Source organism: Flavobacterium sp. (genome assembly GCF_044373165.1).
GTDB lineage: Bacteria > Bacteroidota > Bacteroidia > Flavobacteriales > Flavobacteriaceae > Flavobacterium.
The window spans coordinates 23,731-47,782 of record NZ_JBILQL010000007.1; the positions used below are offsets into that span (position 1 = coordinate 23,731).

Below are 24,052 nucleotides of genomic sequence, written 5' to 3' on the forward strand. Positions count from 1 at the left end.
CTTTGAATTTGGAATTTAAAAAAAATTAGTTTTTTAGCTTCTCTTCAATTTTCTTCGACATTCTGAAAATCAAAAGAATCAGCATAGCACACAAAGCAGCCGCTATTCCGATTAAGGCAACCAAACTATCGCCTTCAAACAAATTACTGAAATCCAACATGGTCACATTGAAAGCAATCAGGGCAAAAGCAACAACAATTAATAGGGTAGTAAATATTTTCATGGATTGAATTTATAGTGCAAAAATACTAATTTTTAAAATCAGACAAACAGTCCTTTAACATTAGCGGCAAATAATTTAACAGCTATAGCTAGCAAAACTACCCCAAATACTTTTCGGATAATACTCAAACCGTTTTTGCTCAACATTTTTTCGATTTTTGAAGAAGATTTCAATACGATATAAACCAATACAATGTTCAACAAGATGGCAATGATGATATTAATCGATTGGAATTCGGCACGCAAAGAAAGTAAAGTCGTCATGGTTCCGGCACCGGCAATTAATGGGAAAGCAATGGGAACAATAGAGGCGGAATTCGCTTCTTCGTCGCGGTACAATCTTATGCCTAAAATCATTTCCAAAGCCAAAAAGAAAAGCACAAACGAACCGGCTACAGCAAACGAATTGACATCGATACCGATTAATTTCAAGATTTTTTCCCCAACAAAAAGAAAGGCAATCATAATTCCGGCAGAAACCAAAGATGCTTTCTCGGATTGAATATGACCAAATTTTGTTCTCAAATCAATTATCACAGGAATGCTTCCTACGATATCAATCACAGCAAAAAGCACCATAGTTGCTGTTGCTATTTCTCTAAAATCTAAATTCATAACACTTACTTTTTGCAAAATTAAGTTTTTAATAATTCACTTAAGCCAATTTCATTTGTACTTTTGCCTTCTTAAAATTAGTTTATGTTCCAATTAGGCAAAACCATAGTATCCGAAGATATACTCGAAAAAGATTTTGTATGCAACCTTTCGGCATGCCACGGTGCTTGTTGTGTTGATGGAGATGCCGGAGCACCACTGAGTAAAGAAGAGACCAAAATCTTAGAGGAGATTTATCCGAAAGTAAAACCGTTTCTAAGAAAGGAAGGTATTGAAGCTATTGAAAGATTAGGTACTTGGGTGGTCGGCACCGATCAGGATTTAGAAACGCCGTTAATTGACAACAAAGATTGCGCTTATGTTATTTTTGACGGAAAAACAGCGCTTTGCGGCATTGAACAAGCTTACAATCAAGGAATAATCGACTGGAAAAAACCGGTCTCTTGCCATTTGTATCCGATTCGTGTGAAAGATTTCAGTGAATTTGCCGCCGTCAATTACGACCGTTGGGACATTTGCAACGACGCTTGTACCCTTGGAAAAGAATTGCAAGTTCCAGTTTATAAGTTTGTCAAAGAAGCTTTGATCAGAAAATTTGGGGAAGATTGGTACGCCGAATTGGAAAAAGTAGCCGAAGACTTGAAGAACGAGAAATAAAAAAAGCCTGAATCAATGATTCAGGCTTTTTTGTGGAGAAGATGGGTGTGAAAAACCACAGATTTTTGATGTCTGTGGTTTTAATTACTTAACTAAATCTAACTATTTCTTCAACACTTTAAAGGTTTGTTTTCTATTGTCTGCCTCTACAATAACAAAGTAAGTTCCAGTGGGCAAATTATTCATATCAACTTGAACTTCGGTTGAATTGAAAGGTTGATTGGATACTAATTGTCCAATAACATTCGTAACGGTAACAAAATTTAAATTTACCGAAGATTTAATATTTAAAATATCGATAACTGGATTCGGACTATATACCAATAGAATATCATCAAATTCTGTATTCCCTAAAGTAACTTGAACAATTACAGGAAATCTATCTTGACTCTCACACCCGTTTATTGTTTGTGAAGCATAATAGGTTGTTCCATTTACAAGAGGAGTGTTTAATGGTAGTGGTGTCCCTCCAAAAGGTGTAGAATACCATTGTATATTTTGACCAGTAATAACTAAATTGGACAATGTTGAACCTTGTGTCATTGTCTGATTAAACGAGCCTGATGGTGGTGGTGTAACACTTACACTAATTGTGATAAACTTTCTACACGTCACTCCATTTGTGGTAACATCTACCCAATATTGAGTAGTTTGATTAGGTGATGGGTTAATTGTTTGTGAAGTTTCACCTGTAGACCAAAGATATGTTGTAATTCCGGGATATTCCATAATTACTGTTCCGTTAACAACATCTGTAATATCATTCCATACAGCTCCATTATTATTCCAATCCATAATATTGAAATTTTCACCGCTACCATTATTATTTGGTTCATTTTGGCCCCAATTTGTGTAAGTCAATTGTGACCCGTCCAACCATTTCCAACCTCCAGAGGGCTCAGAAAAATTTACATCAATAGTGTCTTGATATAGTCCTAATAAGAAATTTCCAAATGCTTGACTATTAGCTATTGGAATTGATACATTAATGTTTTCTAATTGAGAATTGACACAGTACATATATCCTCCATTTTGCTCACACAATAATTTTGCTTGTGGCCAAGTCATTGTAGATTGATATTTTAGATAGTAGTGTCCATTATATGTTACTAATAAATTCCATAATCCTGAATTAACAAGATTATTAACATTTGTTTGGATTTGAGAGGATGTTAAATTACTGTTTGCGGTTAATGTAACATTAGCCCCTCCACATACTGTAGTTGAAGAAGCACTAACAGTTGGATTGTTCAAATAAACGGTTACCGCTAATCTCGTAGTACTCTCACAACCATTAGTTGTCTGTGAAGCAAAATAAGTAGTTCCATTGACAAGTGCAGTTGTAGATGCTAGTACAGTTCCTCCAGTACTTGTAGCATACCATTTGATATTTGTTCCAGTTGCTGTTAGATTTGCAACTGTGGAACCTGAACATAAGGTTTGTGAAGCATTTCCTGTTGGGGCAGGTGTTGTTGAATTTACGGTTATTGTGATAAACTTTCTACACGTCACTCCATTTGTGGTAACATCTACCCAATATTGAGTAGTAGCTGTTGGATTAACATTTATAGATGCAGTTGTTGCTCCGGTTGACCATAGATAAGAGGAAAAGGGAGTTCCAGTAGCAAATTGTCTAACTAATCGTAAATTCCCTGCACCCTGATATCCTGCCCTATAATCAGAATATTGAGACCCATTTGAGAAATTTTGAACCCATGCACCACCATCTATTCCACAACTTCCATAAGATGCTGGTGATGATGTCCAATATTGTACATTCTGAAAATTTCCAAGATTATTTAATTTTAAGGTTGAATACATTAAGTTTAATTCATCTTTAGAAGGAATAAACCAATTAGTATTGCCATTTATATTAAAAGTGATGGCTGTATTAATAAAACCTCCATTACATCCTGCACCAACCCAATTTGTTGTATTTGTTCTTCCTGTTCCAATTGTGGTAGAAGTATTTGGGATTGATATACAATAACATCCTGTTCCACTGTCACTACCGTTATCTATAGGGCTTGCTTCTAAATACCTCCATCCATTTGTTACACTTCCTTTGTCATAAAATACATATCCCCCTGATGGACCTATCGAACCAACAGAAAAATTTGATGTCGTTGAAGTACCTGCAGATACAGTCAAAGTTGTTGGTTGACCACTACAAACAGTTGTAGATGTTGCACTAACTGTTGGATTATTTATAGTAACTGTTACCGCTAATCTTATTGTACTTTCACATCCACTAACAGTTTGAGATGCATAATAAGTTGTTCCACTTACAAGAGCCGTTGTTGATGCCAATGCTGTTCCTCCCGTGCTAATTGAATACCATTTGATATTTGTTCCAGTCGCAGTTAGATTTGCAACAGTTGAACCTGAACATAAGGTTTGTGAAGCATTTCCTGTTGGAGCAGGTGTTAGTGAATTTACTGTAATAATCATTGTGGTTGTAGCTGCGCATTGTCCAACCATAGGTATAAAAGTATAAGTTGTTGTAGTTGTATTATTCAATACTGGTGACCAGCTACCAGTAATACCATTTGTAGATGTTGTTGGAAGTGGCGATAATGGTGCTCCTGAACAAATTGCAGATACTTGGGTAAATGTTGGGACTATTGTATTTTGAACAACAACTGTCACAGCCAATCTTGTGGAACTTTCACAACCATTAACCGTTTGTGAAGCATAATACGTCGTTGTTCCAATTTCAAGAACACCTGATAAAGGAGTTCCTCCTGTACTAGTAGCATACCATTCAATATTAGTTCCGGTTAATATTAAATTGGCAAACATGGAACCTATACATAAAGTTTGTGTTGTATCACCTGTTGGAGCAGGTGTTGTTGAATTAACAGTAATAGTTATAAACTTTCTACACGTAACTCCATTTGTAGTTATATCAACCCAATATTGAGTTGTTGTTGATGGATTGACACTTATAGATGCAGTTGTTGCTCCAGTTGACCATAGGTAAGAGGAAAAGGGTGTTCCCGAAGCAAATTGTCTAACTGGGCGAACATATAGTTCATATACTTTTGAATATTGATAAAAATTACCGCCACACTCAAGACAACAATGACTTCCGCTTGCGGCAGTTAATTGTGAACTTGTCCAATATAAAGTTCCCATACTAGGAATAGGTCCGACATTAAAATTCCCCAAATTATTTACTATTAGGTTTTGATATATTTGGGCAAATTCATTTTGAGAAGGTAAATACCAGTCATCATAACCATTAACTGAATGGTCTAAACATCTTCTAGCTGCAATTGAAGGAGTTGTACAAGTAGTTACAATTGCATTGGTATTTGTCAATCCACTTCCAATAGCTAAACTTGTTGCTCCAGAAATGTTTACATCTCCACAGCCCCAACTACTATTTTGAATATTTGATGGAGCAGCTTCTAAATACCTCCATCCATTTGTTACACTTCCTTTGTCATAAAAGACATATCCTCCTGCTGGTCCTATTGAACCAACAGAAAAATTAGAGGTTGAAGACACTCCTGGTGTGGCAGTTAAAGTTGTGGGTTGACCACTACAAACAGTAGTAGCGGAAGCACTAACTGTTGGATTATTTAGAGTAACCGTTACAGCCAATCTCGTGGTACTCTCACAACCATTAACTGTTTGAGAAGCATAATAAGTTGTTCCGTTAACAAGTGCAGTTGTTGAAGCTAAAGCAGTTCCTCCAGTACTTGTAGCATACCATTTAATATTTGTTCCAGTTGCTGTTAGATTTGCAACTGTGGAACCTGAACATAAGGTTTGGGAAGCACTTCCTGTTGGAGCTGGGGTCAAACAAGCAGTATATAATTGTTGAACTTCACCTGATGTCAATGCACGGTTCCAAACACCTAAATCATCTAAAACCCCAGAAAAATTTGGGGAATACAAAGAAGTACCTAAAGAAATCAGAGAGGGTACCATTTTAAGATTCGAAGAACAATACATTGTTCGAGTTCTTACTAATGTGCCATTTACATACAAATAAGAATTAGAATTGTCATAAATAATAACTACATGAACAAAATTTGAGTACGTTGAGGAGTTACTTAATCTACTAACAAGGATATTATTGGCATGTTCAGCTACCATAATTCCGTTAGTACCAATAGAAAACCCCACACCTAAATTCGAACCAGAATTACCAGGTACAAATGCCCAATTTTGATTTGAATTTGCCATTGGCACACTCACTGAACCTGGGCATAAAGAACTTTCACCAATATAATTTGCTGCTCTATTGGCCTTTACCCACATTGATATACTAAATTGATTTTGTAAACCAGTACCTGTTATAGATTGTGTCTGAATTGTAATATTGCTTGCCGTATTTGGATTAAATAAATATGCAGCATTTGCAAGTCCATTTCTATCCGTCGTAAGTGATGCACCTGACACAGTTCCGTTTAGATTGTTTCCACTAACATCATTAGCATTACCACTGAAAGGCCAATAACCAACTAATCCATTAGAGGGAACATAAGAAGGAACTTGAGAAAAGATTGTCTGGGGGATTACCATAATCCCCAATAAAAAAAGAAGTAATTTGTTTTTCATTTAACAATTCATTTAGGCACTCTCGTCCCAAAGAGTTGTTATATAAAAAAACAGAAGGTGTGGGACAATTGCTTTACTCGTCATTGAGGTGGTCGAATACCCGAGAACAAAGCAAAGCAAAGCTCACGCCTGTTGCGTGAGCGTTTACCCCAACTTCCTGTTCTCATTTGAATTTTCGACCTTCCAATGACAGGATTTTTTTAGCAAACGCTAGTCTTTTCTACAATAAAAAAATCTCATTAAAGAGAATATTAATACAAACTTATGTAATTATTTGTAAAGCAGCAAATATTGAATTTCAAACAAGACAATCTTATCCTTTCCTAAATAATGTAAACATGGTCCATTACACCATCTGGTGTTGAAACCTTAAGTTTTCCCTTTAACCCGAAAGTATTGAATTCTTTATGAACAATTTTCAAGACCTCTTTTGAGAGTTTAAAAATTTTTAAGTTAAAAAAATATATTCAGGTTAAACACATTAAAACTTGAAGAAAAGGAAGAATCAGAAACGATTTGTTTTAACACTTGTTTTAACAAAAAAACCTCAACCCTTTTTTTATTGGGATTGAGGTTTAATTTTTGTGGAGAAGATGGGGCTCGAACCCACGACCTCTTGACTGCCAGTCAAGCACTCTAGCCAACTGAGCTACATCCCCGTTTTTGAGACGACAAATATATAATTTTATCCAAACAAAAAACAACTCAACACACATCTTTTTTTGAGATTTGTTGTAAATTTACCTTAAATATTCATTTTATGTCTGCCGAAAATACTTCCGGGTTTATCCAAACCCAAATTGAAAATAAAATTGCCTTCCTTACTTTCAGTCATCCGGCCAGTAACTCATTCCCGAGTGATTTATTGCAAAAGCTTACTCTTGAACTTAATGCCCTTAGTAATCATAACGATGTCCATGTAATTGTACTGCAAAGTGAAGGAAAAACCTTTTGTGCCGGCGCTTCATTCGAGGAATTGCTTTCAATAACTAATCTGGAAGAAGGCAAAAAATTCTTCTCCGGCTTTGCCAATGTAATCAATGCGATGCGCAACTGCTCTAAAATCATCATCGGAAAAATCCAGGGAAAAGCGGTTGGCGGTGGCGTTGGCTTAGCTTCCGCTTGTGACTTCACTTATGCTTACCAAGACGCTTCCATTAAATTATCAGAAATTGCTATAGGTATCGGCCCGTTTGTAATTGAACCGGCCGTTTCGCGGAAAATAGGTAAAACAGCCATGTCCTTTTTAACCTTACAACCCAATTCCTGGCAAAGTGCAGATTGGGCGGTTGAAAAAGGACTTTATGGAGACGTTTTCGACAGTTACAACGAGTTGACCGAAGCAACTGTTGCTATGGCAAAAAAACTGGCTTCCTATCATCCGGATGCGCTGGCAGAAATGAAAAAAGTATTTTGGGAAGGCACCGAAAACTGGGACAATCTTTTATACGAACGCGCCGCAATATCAGGAAAATTAGTGCTTTCTGATTTTACCAAAAATGCGCTCAACGAATTAAAAAAATAAGTCATGCTGCTAATTGCTCTTTTACAACAAGTTAATATCGATGAAAAAATCAAAAATGCCCCGGATAACGGCTATCTAGTCGGCGTTTGGATTGGCTATATTTTACCGTTTGCCGTTTTAGCCGGGCTGGCTTGGTTAATGTATCGCAAAGCCAAAAAAAGACAAGACGAGCTGTAGTTATATTTTACTAAATTTGCGGTATAAAACTTTTTTCATGAGTAACATCAGAATCACCAAACAATTTTCTTTCGAAACCGGTCATGCCCTTTATGGCTACGACGGGAAATGTAAAAACGTGCACGGTCATAGTTATAAATTATCAGTGACCGTTATCGGACAGCCGATTACCGATGCTTCAAATGTAAAGTTTGGCATGGTAATAGACTTTTCGGATTTGAAAAAAATTGTGAAAGAAGAAATTGTAGATGTATTTGACCATGCCACTGTTTTTAATAAAAACACACCCCATGTTGAATTGGCAGCCGAGTTAAAAAATCGCGGTCATCATGTAATTTTAGTGAATTACCAACCTACCAGTGAAAATATGGTAACCGATTTTGCCCAAAAAATAAAAAGCCGATTACCCAAAGAGATCGTCTTGCATTCTCTCAAACTCCAAGAAACAGAAACTTCTTTTGCCGAATGGTATGCGTCGGATAATTCATAAGTAAACCCATGCAAATTACATCCAACAAAAAAATCTATTTTGCTTCCGACCAACACTTTGGTGCTCCTACTGCGGAAGCCAGTTTTCCTCGTGAACAAAAATTTGTGACGTGGTTGGACGAAGTTAAGCAAGATGCTGAGGCCATTTTCTTGTTGGGCGATTTGTTTGATTTTTGGTTCGAATACAAAACGGTTGTGCCTAAAGGTTTTGTGCGTGTATTAGGCAAATTGGCCGAAATTCGCGACAGCGGCATTCCGATTTATTTTTTTGTAGGCAACCACGATTTGTGGATGCATGACTATTTTGAAAAAGAACTGAATATTCCGGTTTACCGCGATAATCAGGAATTTGAATTCAACGGCAAAACATTTTTAATTGGTCACGGCGACGGAAAAGGTCCCGGAGATAAAGGTTATAAACGGATGAAAAAAGTGTTTACCAATCCGTTTTCCAAATGGTTATTCCGTTGGTTGCATCCTGATCTTGGCGTAAAATTAGCCCAATATTTATCGGTGAAAAACAAGCTCATTTCAGGCGAAGCCGATGTAAAGTTTTTAGGTGAAGAAAACGAATGGTTAATCCAATACTGCAAAAGAAAACTGCTAACCAAACACTACAATTATATGGTTTTTGGACATCGTCATTTGCCTATGACTATAAAAGTGGGCGAAAATGCTGAGTACGTCAACTTAGGCGATTGGATTGGCTATTTTACTTATGGTGTTTTTGACGGAGAGACTTTTTCCTTGAAGAAATATTAAACTACCTCAAATCTTTCAACCTTAGCTGTACTGAAACCTTTCCGTTGAATTCGTTTTCGTCTATGCAATATACGGCGTCAAAGGGCTGCTGATTTTTGACCAAATCCAATTTTTTACCTAAACCAAAACCAATAGCGCCAAATCCGGGTGAATTGTTTTGCTTCACAAAGAGTTTCAAATGGTCTTCATCGGCACCGATTCCTTTGGCATAACCTGAATCTTTTAAATGCTTGCTCATAAAAACCGGAGTCATATTTTGCGGCCCGAAAGGTTCAAATTGGTTTAAAATTCGTATCAATTTTTCATCGATATCGGTCAAATTTATTTCGGCATCTACCGAAATTTCAGGGGTTAGCAAATCCGGATGAATCGTTTCTTCCACGGTTCTTTCAAAAGCTTCTTTGAACGCTAAATAATTTTCTTCTTTCAAGGTCATTCCCGCTGCATACATGTGTCCGCCAAACTGTTCCAAGTGTTCGGCGCAGGCTTCCAAAGCATTATAAATGTCAAAATCTTTGACCGAACGGGCTGATGCTGCCAATTTATCACCACTTTTAGTAAACACTATTGTCGGACGGTAATAAGTTTCCGTTAATCGCGAAGCTACAATCCCAATAACGCCTTTGTGCCAGTTTTCATGGTAAACGACTGTGGTAAATTTTTGGGTTTCGTTGTTTTCTGTGATTTGCGATAAGGCTTCAGCAGTAATTTGCTTGTCTAAATCTTTGCGGTCGCTGTTGTGTTGCTCAATTTCGGAGGCGAAAATTTCTGCTTGCTCTAAATCGTATTCTGTTAACAAAGCCACCGCTTCATTGCCGTGTTTGATTCTTCCGGCAGCATTGATACGCGGGGCAATGATAAAAACAACATCGGTAATTGTCAGCACTTTTTTCTTTACATTTTGAATCAAAGCTTTGATGCCGGGACGCGGTACCGAATTAATCACTTCCAACCCAAACTTAGCCAAAACCCTGTTTTCCCCGGTCATCGGAACAATATCAGCCGCAATTGCCGTAGCCACTAAATCCAAATAAAGCACTAAATCTTCAATGGTTTGGTTTCTGTTTTGTGCCAAGGCTTGAATTAGTTTAAACCCAACGCCGCAGCCACATAATTCGTCATACGGATACGCGCAATCGGCTCTTTTGGGATCGAGTACTGCAACTGCTTCCGGTAAAAACTCTCCCGGTCGATGATGATCACAAATGATAAAATCGATGTTTTTTTCTTTGGCATAAAGCACATGGTCAATCGATTTTATTCCACAATCCAGGGCAATAATCAATGAAAATTCATTGTCGTCGGCAAAATCAATCCCTTGATAAGAAACGCCGTAGCCTTCATTATATCGGTCCGGAATGTAAGTCGCTACATTAGGATAAAAACTTTTCAAATAACTCGACACCAAAGAAACCGCTGTCGTACCATCTACATCATAATCGCCAAAGACCAAAATGTTTTCTCCGTTAGTTATGGCCGATTCTATCCTAGTGACTGCCTTGTCCATATCCTTCATTAAATAAGGATCGTGCAAATCGGACAAACTCGGGCGGAAAAATTGGCGTGCCGCTTCATTGGTTTCAATTCCGCGCTGAACCAAAAGCACAGCAATCAACTCGTCTACTTTGAGTTCGGCCGCTAAAGCTTTGACTTTTTCCGGTGAAGGTTGTGTTTTGAGTGTCCAGCGCATGATAAATTAGAAATTACGAATTAGGAATTACGAAGCGTAAACCACAAAAATAGCAAAAGCATCGGCAGATTTAGTGTAGTTTTAGTGTATTTATTCGTTACTTTTGAAATTCAAATTAGAAAGAAAATGCAAATTCAAGGTCAAATAGTCGATATCGAAAACCGCCGTATTTACTCGGGTGAAGTTACTGTGGAAAACGGAAAAATTGTTTCCGTTATTGAAAAACAACACGACAACCAAAACTTTATCCTTCCGGGGTTTATCGATGCTCATATTCATATTGAAAGTTCGATGTTGGTCCCGTCTGAATTTGCTAAAATTGCGGTATTGCACGGTACAGTAGGTACTATCTCTGATCCGCATGAAATTGCCAATGTATTGGGAAAAGACGGCGTATATTATATGATTGAAAACGGCAAAAAAGTCCCGTTGAAGTTTCATTTTGGCGCACCATCTTGTGTTCCGGCTACTTTTTTTGAAACCGCCGGCGCGGTGATTGATTCGGAACAAATTAAAGAACTGATGGCGCATCCCGACATTTATTATTTGGCCGAAATGATGAACTATCCAGGAGTGTTGTTTGACGATGATGAAGTGTTGAAAAAGATAGCTTGGGCGAAACATTACAACAAACCGGTTGACGGTCATGCGCCCGGTTTGCGTGGTGAAGCCGTTCAAAAATACATTTCCGTCGGAATCACTACTGATCACGAGTGTTTTACTTATGACGAAGCCGCTGAAAAATTGTCCTTAGGCATGAAAGTGATTGTTCGAGAAGGCAGCGCCGCGAAAAACTTCGAAGCGTTAATCGATTTATTGCCTAACCATTACGAAAATATGATGTTTTGCTCCGATGACAAGCATCCGGATGACTTGATTTTAGGTCACATCAACCAATTGTGTGCTCGTGCGGTAGCCAAAGGTTTTGACGTTTTCAAAATCCTGCAAATGGCCTGTATAAATCCGGTGAAACATTACAAGATGGATGTGGGTTTATTACAACCCAACGATGCTGCCGATTTTATAATAGTAGAAGATTTGACGCATTTCAAAGTATTACAAACCTACATCAACGGAGAATTAGTGGCTGAAAACGGGCAATCTTTTGTGCAGCATGTAGATTTTGAAAAGCCTAATAATTTTAATACTTCGCCTAAAGTTTTAGCCGATTTTCAAGTGACAAGTTCAGCCAAAACCATACGCGTGATTGAAGCTTTGGAAGGACAATTGATTACCAATGAAATGCATTGTTCGCCTAAAATTGAGGATGGTAAGTTGGTTTCTGATACAGAGAATGATGTGTTGAAAATGGCCGTAGTCAATCGGTATGAAAATGCCCCGGTAGCGATGGCTTTTATTAAAAATTTCGGGCTGAAAAAGGGTGCGATTGCCAGTTCGGTCGCGCACGATTGTCACAACATCGTCGTAGTTGGTACTTCGGATGAAGACATTTTAAACGCCGTGAATTTACTCATTGCCAATACCGGTGGTATTTGTGCGGTGAATAGTGCCGAGCAAAAATCGTTGGCTTTACCCGTAGCCGGTATTATGAGTGATCAAAACGGTTGGGAAGCCGGACGTTTGTACCAAGAAATTGATGCCATGGCTAAAGAGTTAGGCAGTACTTTAAAAGCGCCTTTTATGACGCTTTCGTTTATGGCTTTACTAGTCATCCCCGATTTAAAATTATCGGACAAAGGATTGTTTAGCGGGAAACAATTTGCGTTTACGGATTTGGTGGTAGCGTAAGGAAATAGCGCGTTAGGGGTTGGAGCAAGCTACCGTGTAGCGCGGAAAACCCGGCCTCGTTATTTAACGAGGCAACGCCCAAAAATTACTCATGGTTTTTCTTATTTTCTTTAGTTTCTATTTTCCCGCCAACCACTGCCACAATTTCTCCTTTTGGTGGTTTATTTTCAAAGTGTTTGAGCACCTCAGCGGCAGTGCCACGGATGGTTTCTTCGTGAAGTTTAGACAATTCTCGGGATACGGAAACCGGGCGGTCGGCGCCGAAATACTGTACAAACTCGGCCAACGTTTTGACCAATTTGTGCGGCGACACGTAAAAAATCATGGTTCGGGTTTCTTCGGCCAACGTTAAAAAACGGGTTTGTCTTCCTTTTTTTTCGGGCAAAAAACCTTCGAATACAAAACGGTCGTTGGGCAAACCGCTGTTCACCAAAGCCGGTACAAAAGCCGTAGCACCGGGCAAGCATTCCACTTCAATATTGTTTTCTACACAAGCGCGAGTGAGTAAAAATCCGGGGTCGGAAATGGCAGGTGTTCCGGCATCGCTGATTAAAGCTATATTTTCTCCGGCTTGCAATCGTTTGATGATGTTTTCCACCGTTTTGTGCTCGTTGTGCATATGGTGGCTGTGCATGTGTGTCGAAATATCAAAATGCTTCAAGAGTTTGCTACTGGTGCGTGTGTCTTCGGCCAAGATCAAATCGACTTCCTTCAAAACGGCAATCGCTCTGAAAGTCATGTCTTCCAAATTACCTATGGGCGTAGGAACGATGAAAAGTTTGGCCATTTATTTGAATTTATTCTCCACCACTGTCATAAAACGCTCAATGTAGTCTTCTTTTCCAACCCAGTAATCATAATCCGGAATCACCATCTCGTTCAAGAAATTTTTGGCTTCTTCTAAAGTGTCGAACGTATTTAATTGCGAAATCACTCGGTTAAAATCTTCATTGCTTTCCCCAAAAAGATGGTTTACAAAAGCAATGCGGTCGTTCAACCCGATTTCGATGGTTTTGGCAAAGGCACTGTTTATGGTAGTGGCCGATTTTGGTTCTTCTGCCTCAACTTCGGCGGCTGTTTCCGCGGCTGTTTCCGACTGAAAAAGTGAAACTTCGTTGGGCTTAACAAAAACCGGATCTACGTAATTCTCTCCTAATAAATCTTCCAGAGCGATGTGCTTGGTTTCAGGTTTTAACTCTGAAGCAGTCTCGGCAAGTACTTCTTCCTCTTCGGTCAATTCAAAAATCGGAGTAAAAAGCGGTGCTTCGGTAGCGGTTGGTTCTTCTTCCGCTTCCGGAGAATTAGCTGCAACTTCTTCGGCTATTGCTTCTTCGGCTATTGCTTCGGCTAGAATTGTCTCGGCTTCGGTTTCGGCTTCAATTTCGGCTTCAGTTACCACCGGTTCTTCTTGGGCTTCTTCTTCCGCCAGAGTTTCCTCAGCCGTTGACGCTACTGTTTCAACTTCTGCTTTAACTTCCGAAATTATAGCCTTAGGAGTTTCGACTTCAAAAGCACTTTCTAATTTCTCTTCCAGTTCATTGGCATCGATATCGGATTGCAGCACTTCAAAATTGTCTTGGTAAAATTTTAAAACCGATAGTGTTTCGTATAATTTTTGGGTTTCTTTATACAATTGATCCACTTCCGATTTGTTTTTGAGTTTTAAAATTCGGTGTGCAATACTGATTAATTCGGCTTCTAATCTTTTTTTCATGATGGTTTGCAATTATATGGAATAAGCTGGTTTGTTTTTAATTCACTTCCGAAGCATTTATTTAACCTCGGGAAGAAGTAACCATAATTAAAATTTTTCTACATTTGAATCGACGTAAAAATAGCAATTATTCAGGTCGATTGGTTTTCGTTACAAAGTAATAAAAACTATTCATTTTTAGCGCAAGAAAAATACAAAATGTTTCTCGAAAATACAGTAAATCATAAAGAACAGTTTGGGTGGATTGAAGTCGTTTGCGGATCGATGTTTTCGGGTAAAACCGAAGAGTTGATTCGCCGATTGAAGCGCGCTCAGTTTGCCAAACAAAAGGTGGAAATTTTCAAACCTTCTATTGACACGCGCTACGATGAAGAAATGGTGGTTTCACACAATAAAAACGAAATTCGCTCAACTCCAGTACCGGCGGCAGCCAATATTCGTATTTTGGCCCAAGGTTGCGATGTGGTTGGTATTGACGAAGCTCAGTTTTTTGACGACGAAATCATTGCGGTTTGTAATGATTTGGCCAATTCAGGTATTCGAGTAATTGTGGCCGGATTAGACATGGATTTTAAAGGCAACCCATTCGGACCGATGCCTGCGTTAATGGCAACTGCCGAATACGTAACTAAAGTGCACGCTGTTTGCACCCGAACCGGAAATTTAGCCCATTACAGTTTCCGAAAAACCGACAGTGATAAGTTAGTCTTATTAGGCGAAACTGAAGAATACGAACCTTTGAGTCGCGCCGCCTATTTCAAAGCCATGCGCGAAAATATGGAAGTAAAAGACCCTGAACATTTATCTAAAGAAGAGTAAATCCAAACCTTTGACACTAACCCTACGAAATATCATTCCCATCATTAAAGCCAACTGGATTGGTCAAAATGATGTAGCTGTGATTGACTCCATTTCCATCGACAGTCGTTCTTTACAAAATGGCGAAAACACATTGTTTTTTGCGATTTGCGGACCTAATAATGATGGTCATGCTTTTATTGAAGAACTGATTGGAAAAGGGGTTAAACATTTTGTGGTAAACCATATCCCTGATACGCTTGCCGAAAAAGCCAATTTTTTGTTGGTTGAAAACACCCTTGAAGCTCTACAGAAATTTGCCGCTTACTACCGAAGCTTATTTGAATTTCCCATCATTGGTGTAACGGGAAGCAACGGTAAGACCATCATTAAAGAATGGCTCAATTTTTTATTGAGTCCGGATTATAATATTATCCGAAGTCCGAAAAGTTACAATTCGCAAGTCGGCGTTCCGCTATCCATTTTGGGGATTAACGAAAAACACAACCTCGGAATTTTTGAAGCCGGTATTTCAACCATGCACGAAATGGAGAAACTCCAAAAAATCATTCGCCCAACCATTGGGATACTCTCCAATATTGGCAGCGCGCATGATGAAGGTTTTCCTAGCGTAGCCGAAAAAATCAAAGAGAAATTAAAGCTTTTTACTTCTGTAAATGTTTTGATTTTAAACAAGAACAAAACGATTAATGCGTTTGTAAATCAGAAGATAAAGACTTTTAGTTGGTGTTCCGACGATAAAAGTGCGGATGTTTACATTACCAAAAAAAATATAGGAGACTTGACCGAATTGCAAGTCACTTACAAAGAAGACACTTTCCCGATTAACATTCCTTTTCAAGACCAAGCTTCGGTAGAAAATGCCATCCATTGTATGATGGTGATGCTTTACTTCGGATACAACCACAAAGTGATTCAAACCCGAATGGCACAATTGTATCCGGTAGAAATGCGTTTGAAAGTCAAAAACGGTATTTATAATTGCACGCTTATCGATGACAGTTACAGTTCCGATTTTCAGTCGCTGAAGATTGCTTTAGATTTTTTAGAACACCAAAAGCAACACAAAAAGAAAACCATTATACTGTCGGATATTTTCCAGAGCGGCTTGAACAACGAAGAGTTGTATTCCCAAGTTTCGCAATTGATTATTTCCAACAAAATTACCCGTGTGATTGGCATTGGCGAAACCATTTCGCAGTACAAAAGCAAGTTTATTAACGGCACTACTTTTAAAAATGTAGCCGAATTTGCCGATGCGTTTGACCGATTGAATTTTGAAAATGAAACCATTCTAATCAAGGGCGCGCGTGATTTTCACTTTGAAGAAATTGTCTCGATGCTCGAGGAGAAAACGCATGAAACGGTTTTAGAAATCAATCTCAATGCGGTAAGTCATAACCTGAACTTCTTCAAATCGAAATTGGCTCCGAAAACCAAAATGATGGTGATGGTCAAAGCGTTTGGCTATGGCAACGGTGGCTTTGAAATTGCCAAATTACTGGAACACCACAAAGTAGACTATTTGGGTGTGGCTTTTGCCGATGAAGGAATCGCGTTAAAGAGTGCCGGGATTACTGTGCCGATTATGGTGTTGAATCCTGAAACGACGAGTTTTTCGGCCATCATACAGCACCAATTGGAACCTGAAATCTATTCGATTAAAGGATTAAAAGCTTTTCTGAAAATTGCCGAACAAAAGAAATTAAAACACTTCCCGATTCATATAAAAATCGACACCGGAATGCACCGTTTGGGTTTTGAAGAAGAAAACTTAGCCGAATTAATTTCAATACTTAAAGGCAACGAAACGGTTCAAATTAAAAGCGTCTTATCACACATGGCTACAAGTGATGATTTGAAACACGATGCTTTTGCCCAATCGCAAATTGCTTTATTTGAAAAACTATCAGCCCTTTTGATTTCCGAATTAAAAATCAAACCGATTCGCCATATTTTAAATACTTCAGGAATCTCCAATTATCCCGATGCGCAATACGATATGGTTCGTTTAGGCATTGGTTTGTATGGTATTTCCAACGATGAAGAAGAGCAAAAGCAGTTGGAAAACGTAGGTACTTTAAAATCGATTATTTCCCAAATCAGAACGATTGACCAAGGCGAAAGCGTAGGTTACGGCAGAAGATTTGTGGCGGAAAAAACCACCAAAATTGCCACTATTCCCATAGGTTACGCCGACGGTATTCGCAGAAGTTGGGGCAATGGCCTTGGTTATGTTGTGATCAATGGCAAGGAAGCTAAAATTGTAGGAAGTGTTTGCATGGACATGCTGATGGTAGATGTTACCGGTATTGATTGTAAAGAAGGCCATTCGGTTATTATTTTTGGTGAAAATCCTTCGGTGAATTACATCGCTAAACAATTGAATACCATTTCATATGAAATATTGACCGGAATATCACAAAGAGTAAAACGGGTATTTTTCAGGGAATAGTTATAATTTTTTGTGAATCATATAAAAATTTAACTAATTTAGTATTACTATAACCATCTAAAAATAAATTAATTATGGGATTTTTTAGCGATTTCAAAGCGTCTTTGATGAAAGGCGATGTATTAAGTTTGGCCACTGCCGTTGTGATTGGTGGTGCTTTCGGAAAAATTGTTGGTTCAGCTGTTGATGATGTCATCATGCCGGTTGTTGGTTTATTAACCGGAGGAATTGATTTTACCACCAAATTCATTACGCTTGACGGGAATTCTTATGAGAGTTTGGCCAAAGCCAAAGAAGCCGGTGCGGCTGTGATTACCTATGGTAATTTGGTTCAGGCTATTATTAACTTTGTTATTATTTCGTTCTTTATTTTTGTAGTGTTACGCGCTGCAGAGAAAGCTAAAAAGAAAGAAGAAGCTGCTGCTCCAGCACCTGCCGGACCAACACAGGAAGAATTACTTACTCAAATCAGAGATTTGCTTAAAAAGTAGTACCGCTACCTATATATTCTAACTAAACCGCTTCTTAATTGAGGCGGTTTTTCTTTTTTGGTATGTATCCTTTTTGAATTCAATAATTTTTCAGCAAAAACAAAAACAGCTATTGTTTTCTCATTACTTTTGTACTTCAAATTTTATTAAATCTAAATGTATTTATTATGAAAGTTGCTGTAGTAGGCGCCACCGGTATGGTTGGTGAAGTGATGCTTCAAGTATTGGCGGAGAGAAATTTTCCCGTAACCGAGTTAATTCCCGTAGCTTCCGAAAAGTCGGTTGGTAAGGAAATCGAATTTAAGGGCAAGAAGTATAAAGTAGTAGGTTTACAAACAGCAGTAGACATGAAAGCCGATATCGCTTTGTTTTCGGCAGGTGGACAAACCTCATTAGATTGGGCACCCAAATTTGCCGAAGCCGGAACTACCGTAATTGACAACTCATCAGCATGGAGAATGGATCCGACTAAAAAATTAGTGGTTCCTGAAATCAATGCTTCAGAATTGACCAAAGAAGACAAAATCATCGCTAACCCCAACTGTTCAACCATTCAAATGGTAATGGTTTTAGCGCCTTTGCATAAAAAATACAACATCAAACGCGTGGTGGTTTCTACTTACCAATCCATCACCGGAACCGGAGTGAAAGCGGTGCAACAATTGGAAAATGAATACGAAGGTGTTCAAGGTGAAATGGCTTACAAGTATCAAATCCACCGTAATGCCATTCCGCAATGTGATGTTTTTGAAGAGAATGATTACACCAAAGAAGAGATGAAATTGGTGCGCGAGACCCAAAAAATCATAGGTGATAAAACTATCGCTGTAACGGCTACAGCCATCCGTATTCCGGTGGTTGGCGGACACAGTGAAGCGGTGAATGTAGAGTTCTCCAATGATTTTGAGATCAACGATATTAGAAACATATTGCACCATACAGACGGTGTGACAGTTCAGGACAATACCGACACTTATACTTATCCGATGCCATTGTTCGCACAAGGCAAAGATGATGTGTTTGTGGGCAGAATTCGTCGTGATGAGAGTCAGCCGAACTCATTGAACATGTGGATTGTAGCAGACAACTTAAGAAAAGGCGCTGCAACCAACACGATTCAGATTGCAGAATATTTAGTAGCGAATAAATTAGTTTAACCAAGCCGCGCTACTTACTTTATTGGCCACGGATTACACTAATTACCACGGATTATTAGTGTAATTAGTGGCTTTTTCAATGAAAAAAAACGCCCTGGTTTTTACAAATCCTAAAGTTTGTTAAAATCGGACTTGTTTTATTTTGTTTTACGCTATTTTTGTGAGCATGAAAGGAAAATTACGCATAGTAAATGCTGCCATGGGACTGATGATATTGCTGGCAATATTGTTTCAGTCGGCGCACTCCTTTAATCACTTAGCAAAACAATTTTCTAAAGATCACTGTCACCATATTTATCACGACCATCAAACGGAACTTCATCATGGTCATGATGGTTTGGAGAAATGTTTCACTTGTGAATTTGCTTTCAGCAGTTCTGTCAAAACAGAGCATTTTTCCATTTCGTTGGTTAACAAATCCATTTATACTAAATCACTTTTCGGTTATAGTTCTGAAAACATTTTAGTTTATCAAGGAAGTTCCTTTTTACTTCGCGGCCCACCGTTTGTTTAATTTATTGACCTAAACATAGTGTTAACGAATCAGCAGACAACAAAATGCAAAAAATCAGTGTGTTTTTTTGCTTGTTGTGTTTTGGTATCATATACAGTCAAAACACCATAAGTGGAAAAATAGTAGATGAAAACGATATGGCATTAGAGAAAAGCCATATTCATATTTCGTCTAAATCAACCAACAGCAAAAAAGACGGTTCCTTTATTATTCGGAATATCCCTAATGGCTCAGCTAAGGTTTTAATAACCCATGTTGGATACAAACCTATTGACACGATTATAACAATCAATGGAAATCTTGAGATGAATTTTAAGATGAAACAAAAGAATGAACAATTGGAAGAAATTGTGGTTAAACACAAAAACAATTATTTCAATCATTCCATTTCGGAACAAAAAATCAAAGAGAAAACTATTGAAAAATTTAGCAGTCAATCGTTAGGGAATTTATTAAAAGAAGTTTCCGGTATTTCGGTCTTAAAAAGTGGCAATACTGTAGTTAAACCTATAATTAACGGCTTACACAGCAGCCGCGTTGGGATTTACAACAACAATGTAAAACTTGAAGACCAACAATGGGGAATGGAACATGCGCCCAACTTTGATGTGAATGCCGCCGGAAAGATTACTGTTTTAAAAGGCGCTTCAGGTTTGCAATACGGCGGCGATGCCATTGGCGGTATTGTTATCATTGAACCCTTCAGTACCAAAAAAGATACTCTTTTCGGGAAAACCATCATGACCGCTGAATCCAACGGTCGAGGCGGAACAATATCTACCAGTTTACACAAAGGCAATTTTTGCGATTGGAGTTGGAATGTACAAGGCAGTTTTAAGTACTTCGGTGATAGAGAATCTCCTGATTATGTACTGTCAAACACCGGAAATCGAGAAGCTAACTTTTCGGGCGACTTGAAATATATTGGTAAAAAATTTGATTTTTCAGCTTATTACAGTTTGTACAATGCAAGCCTGGGTATTTTAAGTGCTTCACACATTGGAAATATGAATGACTTGTACAACTCGATTAACAATCTAACACCATCGGTGGTTGAAGATTTTACGTATTCGATTCAAAATCCGAGACAGAAAGTACAGCACCATTTGGCCAAGCTAAATTATAATTATCACCTCAAAGAAGGACAATCTTTGGCTTTGCAATATGCTTTTCAATTCAACAATCGTAAAGAATTTGATTTGCGCACCGGCGTTTCTGACACCAAACCGGCTTTAGATTTGAACTTGATGACACATACGGTTAATGCCGATTATAAATTAAGCATGAATGATTGGGATTTCAAATCGGGCGTAATAGGTTTGTATCAAAACAATGCGGCTAATCCTAATACCGGAGTTCGTCCGCTCATTCCGAGTTATAATAAGTTTGAAGGTGGGATTTATACCATAGCCGATCATCACATAACGGATGATTTTTCGGTAGAAGCAGGTATTCGATATGATTTTTCTACTATTGAAGCCTCTAAATACTATTTAAAATCGCGATGGGAAGAACGCGGCTATAGTCCGGAATTCGATACTTTTATCGCCGGTGATTTCGGCACACAATGGTTGACCAAGCCTACATTTACCTTTCACAATTTTTCGGCCAGTATCGGTACGCAATATTCTTTTGGGAAAGATTATGAATGGTATTTCAACCTTAGCCGTGCTGTTAGAAATCCAAATCCTTCCGAATTTTTCAGCGATGGATTACACCATTCAAGCGGTATGATTGAATTAGGTGATTTGCGATTACAACAAGAAAAGTCAAATAAAGTCAGTACCTCAATTCAGAAAAAATGGACTCATTTTAAAATCAATGTCAATCCGTTTTTGAATTATATTGAAGCGTATATGTTTTTAAGACCCGTTGGTTTTGAGACTACTATACGCGGTGCTTTCCCGGTTTGGGAATACCAACAGACCAATGCTTTATTGACGGGAATTGATCTCAATTCAGAATGGCAAATTAATGATCACTGGCAACATCGCATGTTGTTATCTTATGTAAACGGAAGAGACAATACCAATGACGATGCTATTATTGATATGCCTCCTTTGACTATCAACAATAGGATTCAATTCCATCAAAAAAAATGGAACAATTTAACTATGGAGTTACAAAGCGAAATGGTCTTAAGGCAAACACAATTTCCCGACAATAATTTTATTACCAATATTATTGTAAACGGAGATTTCGTTCCGGTTGAAGTAGACATCAGTACACCGCCACCGGCCTATCATCTTTTGCATTTTACCTCAGATTTTCAATTCAAAGTTGCCGATCATTCGATGGCTACACTAGGTTTTTCAGTATTCAATCTTTTGGATTCGAAATACAGAGATTATTTAAACAGACAACGTTTCTATGCCGATGAACTAGGCAGAAACTTTCAAATTCAATTAAAAATTAATTATTAAAAATTTTAAAATCATGAAATATTTAAACCCAGCAAAAACTTTTCTTTTATGTGCCACTGCTTTATTTGCGGCCTCTTGTAGTAATGACGATAATGGTCCGGTTAACGAAGAAGAAGTAATCACTACAATAACCACAACCTTAACCAGCGGCGGACAAGTCATTACCTTAACGTCAAGAGATTTAGATGGCGACGGACCAAATGCCCCTTTAGTTAATGTTTCAGGCAATTTAACAGCCAATACAACTTATGCCGGGGAAGTCTCCTTTTTAAATGAAACAACCTCTCCTGCTGAGGACATTACTACAGAGGTTGAAGCAGAAGGCGAAGAACACCAAATTTTTTACCAACTTCCGGCAAGTTTAGGAACCATAACCTACACCGATGTTGATGTTAATGGAAAACCAATAGGATTAAATTTCACCTTTACAACAGGAAATGCCGGTACCGGAAACCTAACCGTTACTTTGAAACATTTACCTAATAAATCGGCGGCCGGAGTTGCGTCGGGCGACATTACCAATGCCGGCGGAGCCACTGATGCTTTGGCGACTTATGCTGTGACGGTTAACTAAATCCGTTTTCTGTATAAAAAAAACGTCCCGAATTTTCGGGACGTTTTTATTTAAAATCGGTTATCGCCATCTAACATTCTTCCTATTCCGCCCAGCAAACTGCCTTCTTCTCTGCTGCTTCCGCCTGCTTTAGGAGCCGAAGCTATGATTCTGTCTGCTAAACGACTGAATGGCAGCGACTGAACATAAACTGTTCCCGGTCCGCGTAAAGTAGCATAAAACAATCCTTCGCCACCAAACAACGAATTTTTGATGCCGCCTATAAACTCAATATCATAATCCACATCTTTGGTAAAACCAACTATACAACCGGTATCTACTTTGAGGATTTCTCCTGAAGCCAATTCTTTCTTGGCTAAGGTTCCGCCGCTGTGGACAAAAGCCATACCGTCACCCTCAATTTTTTGCATGATAAAACCTTCGCCACCGAATAATCCGCGGCCTAATTTTCTGGAAAATTCGATTCCCACCGAAACCCCTTTGGCCGCACACAGAAAGGCATCTTTTTGGCAGATAAATTTACCGTTGAATTGCGTTAAATCGATAGGCACAATTTTGCCCGGATAAGGTGACGCAAAACAGGCTTTGCTTTTAGTGTTGTTTAAATTGATATAAGCCGTCATGAAAAGGCTTTCTCCGGTGAGCACTCTTTTTCCGGCTGATAATAATTTGTCAAACAAACCGGATTGTTGTTGGGAACCATCGCCAAAAATTGTTTCCATTTTGATCCCGTTGTCCATCATCATAAAACTACCTGCTTCGGCTACTACAATTTCCTGCGGATCCAATTCTATTTCTACGTATTGCATTTCTTCACCATAAATATGGTAATCGATTTCATGAGCTTGCATAAGATATTTTTTAGTTGTGTAATTAGTAAAATTATTTTTAATAATGTTACAATTACAAGTAAAATTCAAAGAATATGAACAAATACAAACAATATGTTAATAAATTGGTTTTTTTTATGCTATAACTCTAAATTTTTAATGTTATTTTTACCATATTACTAATTCAAAACTACCACCTATGAATTCCATGTTTACTACCATTATTAGAATTGCCTTAGGACTTGCCCTTTTAGTTTTTGGCGCCAATAAATTATTTGCCTTTATTCCTATGGAAGCGCCAACCGGTTCTGCCGGAGAATTTATGAGTTCGTTAAACGCTACAGGTTATATATTTCCTGTTTTAGGTGTTTTGGAGATGATAATCGGAATTATGTTGTTGTTAAAAAAATGGATAGCGTTTGCTTTGATTTTGTTAGCACCAATTTCAATTAACATATTGTTATTTCATTTATTTTTAGGAATATCCGGCTTGCCGATTGCGGTATTAATTTTGGCCTTTAACGTTATTCTAATCTACAAACGTTGGCCACAATATAAGCCTCTTTTTTATTAAAATGGGCATCTTAAAAAAAACCGTCTCACACAACTGAGACGGT

The 24,052-nt window shown here is 38.2% G+C and carries 21 protein-coding genes and 1 tRNA gene; 14 read left to right on the plus strand and 8 right to left on the minus strand.

The genetic code is table 11. From position 1 onward, the window contains the following. Positions 1-25: 25 nt before the first annotated feature. On the minus strand, positions 26-223 hold the full coding sequence (locus tag ACIQ32_RS02180) for a hypothetical protein (protein ID WP_396194021.1): 198 nt from the start codon (positions 221-223) through the stop codon (positions 26-28). Between the two features lie 38 nt (positions 224-261). Continuing rightward, entirely contained in the window at positions 262-837 is a 576-nt protein-coding gene (locus ACIQ32_RS02185) for a MarC family protein (protein ID WP_396194022.1), read from the minus strand. 84 nt (positions 838-921) lie between these two features. On the opposite strand from ACIQ32_RS02185, the gene ACIQ32_RS02190 reads away from it, so the two are divergent. Then, on the plus strand, positions 922-1,494 hold the full coding sequence (locus tag ACIQ32_RS02190) for a DUF3109 family protein (RefSeq protein WP_396194023.1): 573 nt from the start codon (positions 922-924) through the stop codon (positions 1,492-1,494). A gap of 102 nt (positions 1,495-1,596) precedes the next feature. Here the strand turns inward: ACIQ32_RS02190 and ACIQ32_RS02195 are convergent, their stop codons facing one another. Together ACIQ32_RS02195 and ACIQ32_RS02200 are read right to left on the minus strand one after the other, a co-directional pair. After that, complete coding sequence (locus ACIQ32_RS02195) at positions 1,597-6,066, minus strand: LamG-like jellyroll fold domain-containing protein (protein ID WP_396194024.1); 4,470 nt, start codon at positions 6,064-6,066, stop codon at positions 1,597-1,599. A 585-nt stretch (positions 6,067-6,651) separates the two neighbouring features. Beyond that, positions 6,652-6,725: transfer RNA gene (locus ACIQ32_RS02200), tRNA-Ala, on the minus strand. 101 nt (positions 6,726-6,826) lie between these two features. Here ACIQ32_RS02200 and ACIQ32_RS02205 point away from each other — a divergent pair. Genes ACIQ32_RS02205 through ACIQ32_RS02220 form a run of 4 tightly spaced genes read left to right on the plus strand, consistent with a single transcriptional unit; the run spans position 6,827 to position 9,019 of the window. After that, positions 6,827-7,591, plus strand: coding sequence for an enoyl-CoA hydratase/isomerase family protein (locus ACIQ32_RS02205; RefSeq protein ID WP_396194025.1), 765 nt, complete (start codon positions 6,827-6,829; stop codon positions 7,589-7,591). A 3-nt stretch (positions 7,592-7,594) separates the two neighbouring features. Continuing rightward, entirely contained in the window at positions 7,595-7,768 is a 174-nt protein-coding gene (locus tag ACIQ32_RS02210) for a hypothetical protein (protein WP_396194026.1), read from the plus strand. Positions 7,769-7,805: 37 nt separating this feature from the next. Beyond that, entirely contained in the window at positions 7,806-8,258 is a 453-nt protein-coding gene (locus ACIQ32_RS02215; RefSeq protein WP_396194027.1) for a 6-pyruvoyl trahydropterin synthase family protein, read from the plus strand. A gap of 8 nt (positions 8,259-8,266) precedes the next feature. Beyond that, complete coding sequence (locus tag ACIQ32_RS02220; protein ID WP_396194028.1) at positions 8,267-9,019, plus strand: UDP-2,3-diacylglucosamine diphosphatase; 753 nt, start codon at positions 8,267-8,269, stop codon at positions 9,017-9,019. 1 nt (position 9,020) lies between these two features. On the opposite strand, the gene recJ is transcribed toward ACIQ32_RS02220, so the two are convergent. Continuing rightward, on the minus strand, positions 9,021-10,709 hold the full coding sequence (gene recJ, locus ACIQ32_RS02225) for a single-stranded-DNA-specific exonuclease RecJ (RefSeq protein ID WP_396194029.1): 1,689 nt from the start codon (positions 10,707-10,709) through the stop codon (positions 9,021-9,023). 126 nt (positions 10,710-10,835) lie between these two features. On the opposite strand from recJ, the gene ade reads away from it, so the two are divergent. Beyond that, the gene (ade, locus tag ACIQ32_RS02230) at positions 10,836-12,458 is read left to right on the plus strand and encodes an adenine deaminase (protein WP_396194030.1); all 1,623 of its coding nucleotides are present in this window, start codon (positions 10,836-10,838) and stop codon (positions 12,456-12,458) included. An 85-nt stretch (positions 12,459-12,543) separates the two neighbouring features. On the opposite strand, the gene rsmI is transcribed toward ade, so the two are convergent. Both rsmI and ACIQ32_RS02240 read right to left on the minus strand, forming a co-directional pair. Then, positions 12,544-13,245, minus strand: coding sequence for a 16S rRNA (cytidine(1402)-2'-O)-methyltransferase (gene rsmI, locus ACIQ32_RS02235; RefSeq protein WP_396194031.1), 702 nt, complete (start codon positions 13,243-13,245; stop codon positions 12,544-12,546). Continuing rightward, on the minus strand, positions 13,246-14,172 hold the full coding sequence (locus ACIQ32_RS02240; RefSeq protein ID WP_396194032.1) for a hypothetical protein: 927 nt from the start codon (positions 14,170-14,172) through the stop codon (positions 13,246-13,248). A 198-nt stretch (positions 14,173-14,370) separates the two neighbouring features. Between ACIQ32_RS02240 and ACIQ32_RS02245 the strand changes: the two genes are divergently transcribed. The 7 genes from ACIQ32_RS02245 to ACIQ32_RS02275 all read left to right on the plus strand — a co-directional run bounded on the left by ACIQ32_RS02245 (position 14,371) and on the right by ACIQ32_RS02275 (position 22,605). After that, positions 14,371-14,991: a thymidine kinase gene (locus tag ACIQ32_RS02245; protein WP_396194033.1), complete on the plus strand. Its 621-nt coding sequence runs from the start codon at positions 14,371-14,373 to the stop codon at positions 14,989-14,991. A gap of 10 nt (positions 14,992-15,001) precedes the next feature. Then, positions 15,002-17,446 (plus strand): bifunctional UDP-N-acetylmuramoyl-tripeptide:D-alanyl-D-alanine ligase/alanine racemase, encoded by a 2,445-nt coding sequence (locus tag ACIQ32_RS02250; protein ID WP_396194034.1) that lies wholly within the window; start codon positions 15,002-15,004, stop codon positions 17,444-17,446. 74 nt (positions 17,447-17,520) lie between these two features. After that, positions 17,521-17,937 carry a large conductance mechanosensitive channel protein MscL gene (gene mscL / locus ACIQ32_RS02255; protein ID WP_396194035.1) on the plus strand — a complete coding sequence of 139 codons (417 nt, stop codon included), beginning with the start codon at positions 17,521-17,523 and terminating at the stop codon, positions 17,935-17,937. A 167-nt stretch (positions 17,938-18,104) separates the two neighbouring features. Further along, a complete protein-coding gene (locus tag ACIQ32_RS02260) occupies positions 18,105-19,094 on the plus strand; it encodes an aspartate-semialdehyde dehydrogenase (protein ID WP_396194036.1) in 990 nt (329 codons plus the stop codon). Between the two features lie 166 nt (positions 19,095-19,260). Further along, positions 19,261-19,608: a hypothetical protein gene (locus ACIQ32_RS02265; RefSeq protein WP_396194037.1), complete on the plus strand. Its 348-nt coding sequence runs from the start codon at positions 19,261-19,263 to the stop codon at positions 19,606-19,608. A gap of 44 nt (positions 19,609-19,652) precedes the next feature. Next, positions 19,653-22,031: a TonB-dependent receptor gene (locus ACIQ32_RS02270; protein WP_396194038.1), complete on the plus strand. Its 2,379-nt coding sequence runs from the start codon at positions 19,653-19,655 to the stop codon at positions 22,029-22,031. 13 nt (positions 22,032-22,044) lie between these two features. Beyond that, positions 22,045-22,605 carry a type 1 periplasmic binding fold superfamily protein gene (locus tag ACIQ32_RS02275; protein WP_396194039.1) on the plus strand — a complete coding sequence of 187 codons (561 nt, stop codon included), beginning with the start codon at positions 22,045-22,047 and terminating at the stop codon, positions 22,603-22,605. Between the two features lie 50 nt (positions 22,606-22,655). Here ACIQ32_RS02275 and ACIQ32_RS02280 read toward each other — a convergent pair whose 3' ends face one another. Continuing rightward, positions 22,656-23,456: a TIGR00266 family protein gene (locus ACIQ32_RS02280; protein WP_396194040.1), complete on the minus strand. Its 801-nt coding sequence runs from the start codon at positions 23,454-23,456 to the stop codon at positions 22,656-22,658. 178 nt (positions 23,457-23,634) lie between these two features. On the opposite strand from ACIQ32_RS02280, the gene ACIQ32_RS02285 reads away from it, so the two are divergent. Beyond that, positions 23,635-24,009 carry a DoxX protein gene (locus ACIQ32_RS02285; protein WP_396194041.1) on the plus strand — a complete coding sequence of 125 codons (375 nt, stop codon included), beginning with the start codon at positions 23,635-23,637 and terminating at the stop codon, positions 24,007-24,009. The last annotated feature ends 43 nt before the right edge of the window (positions 24,010-24,052 follow it).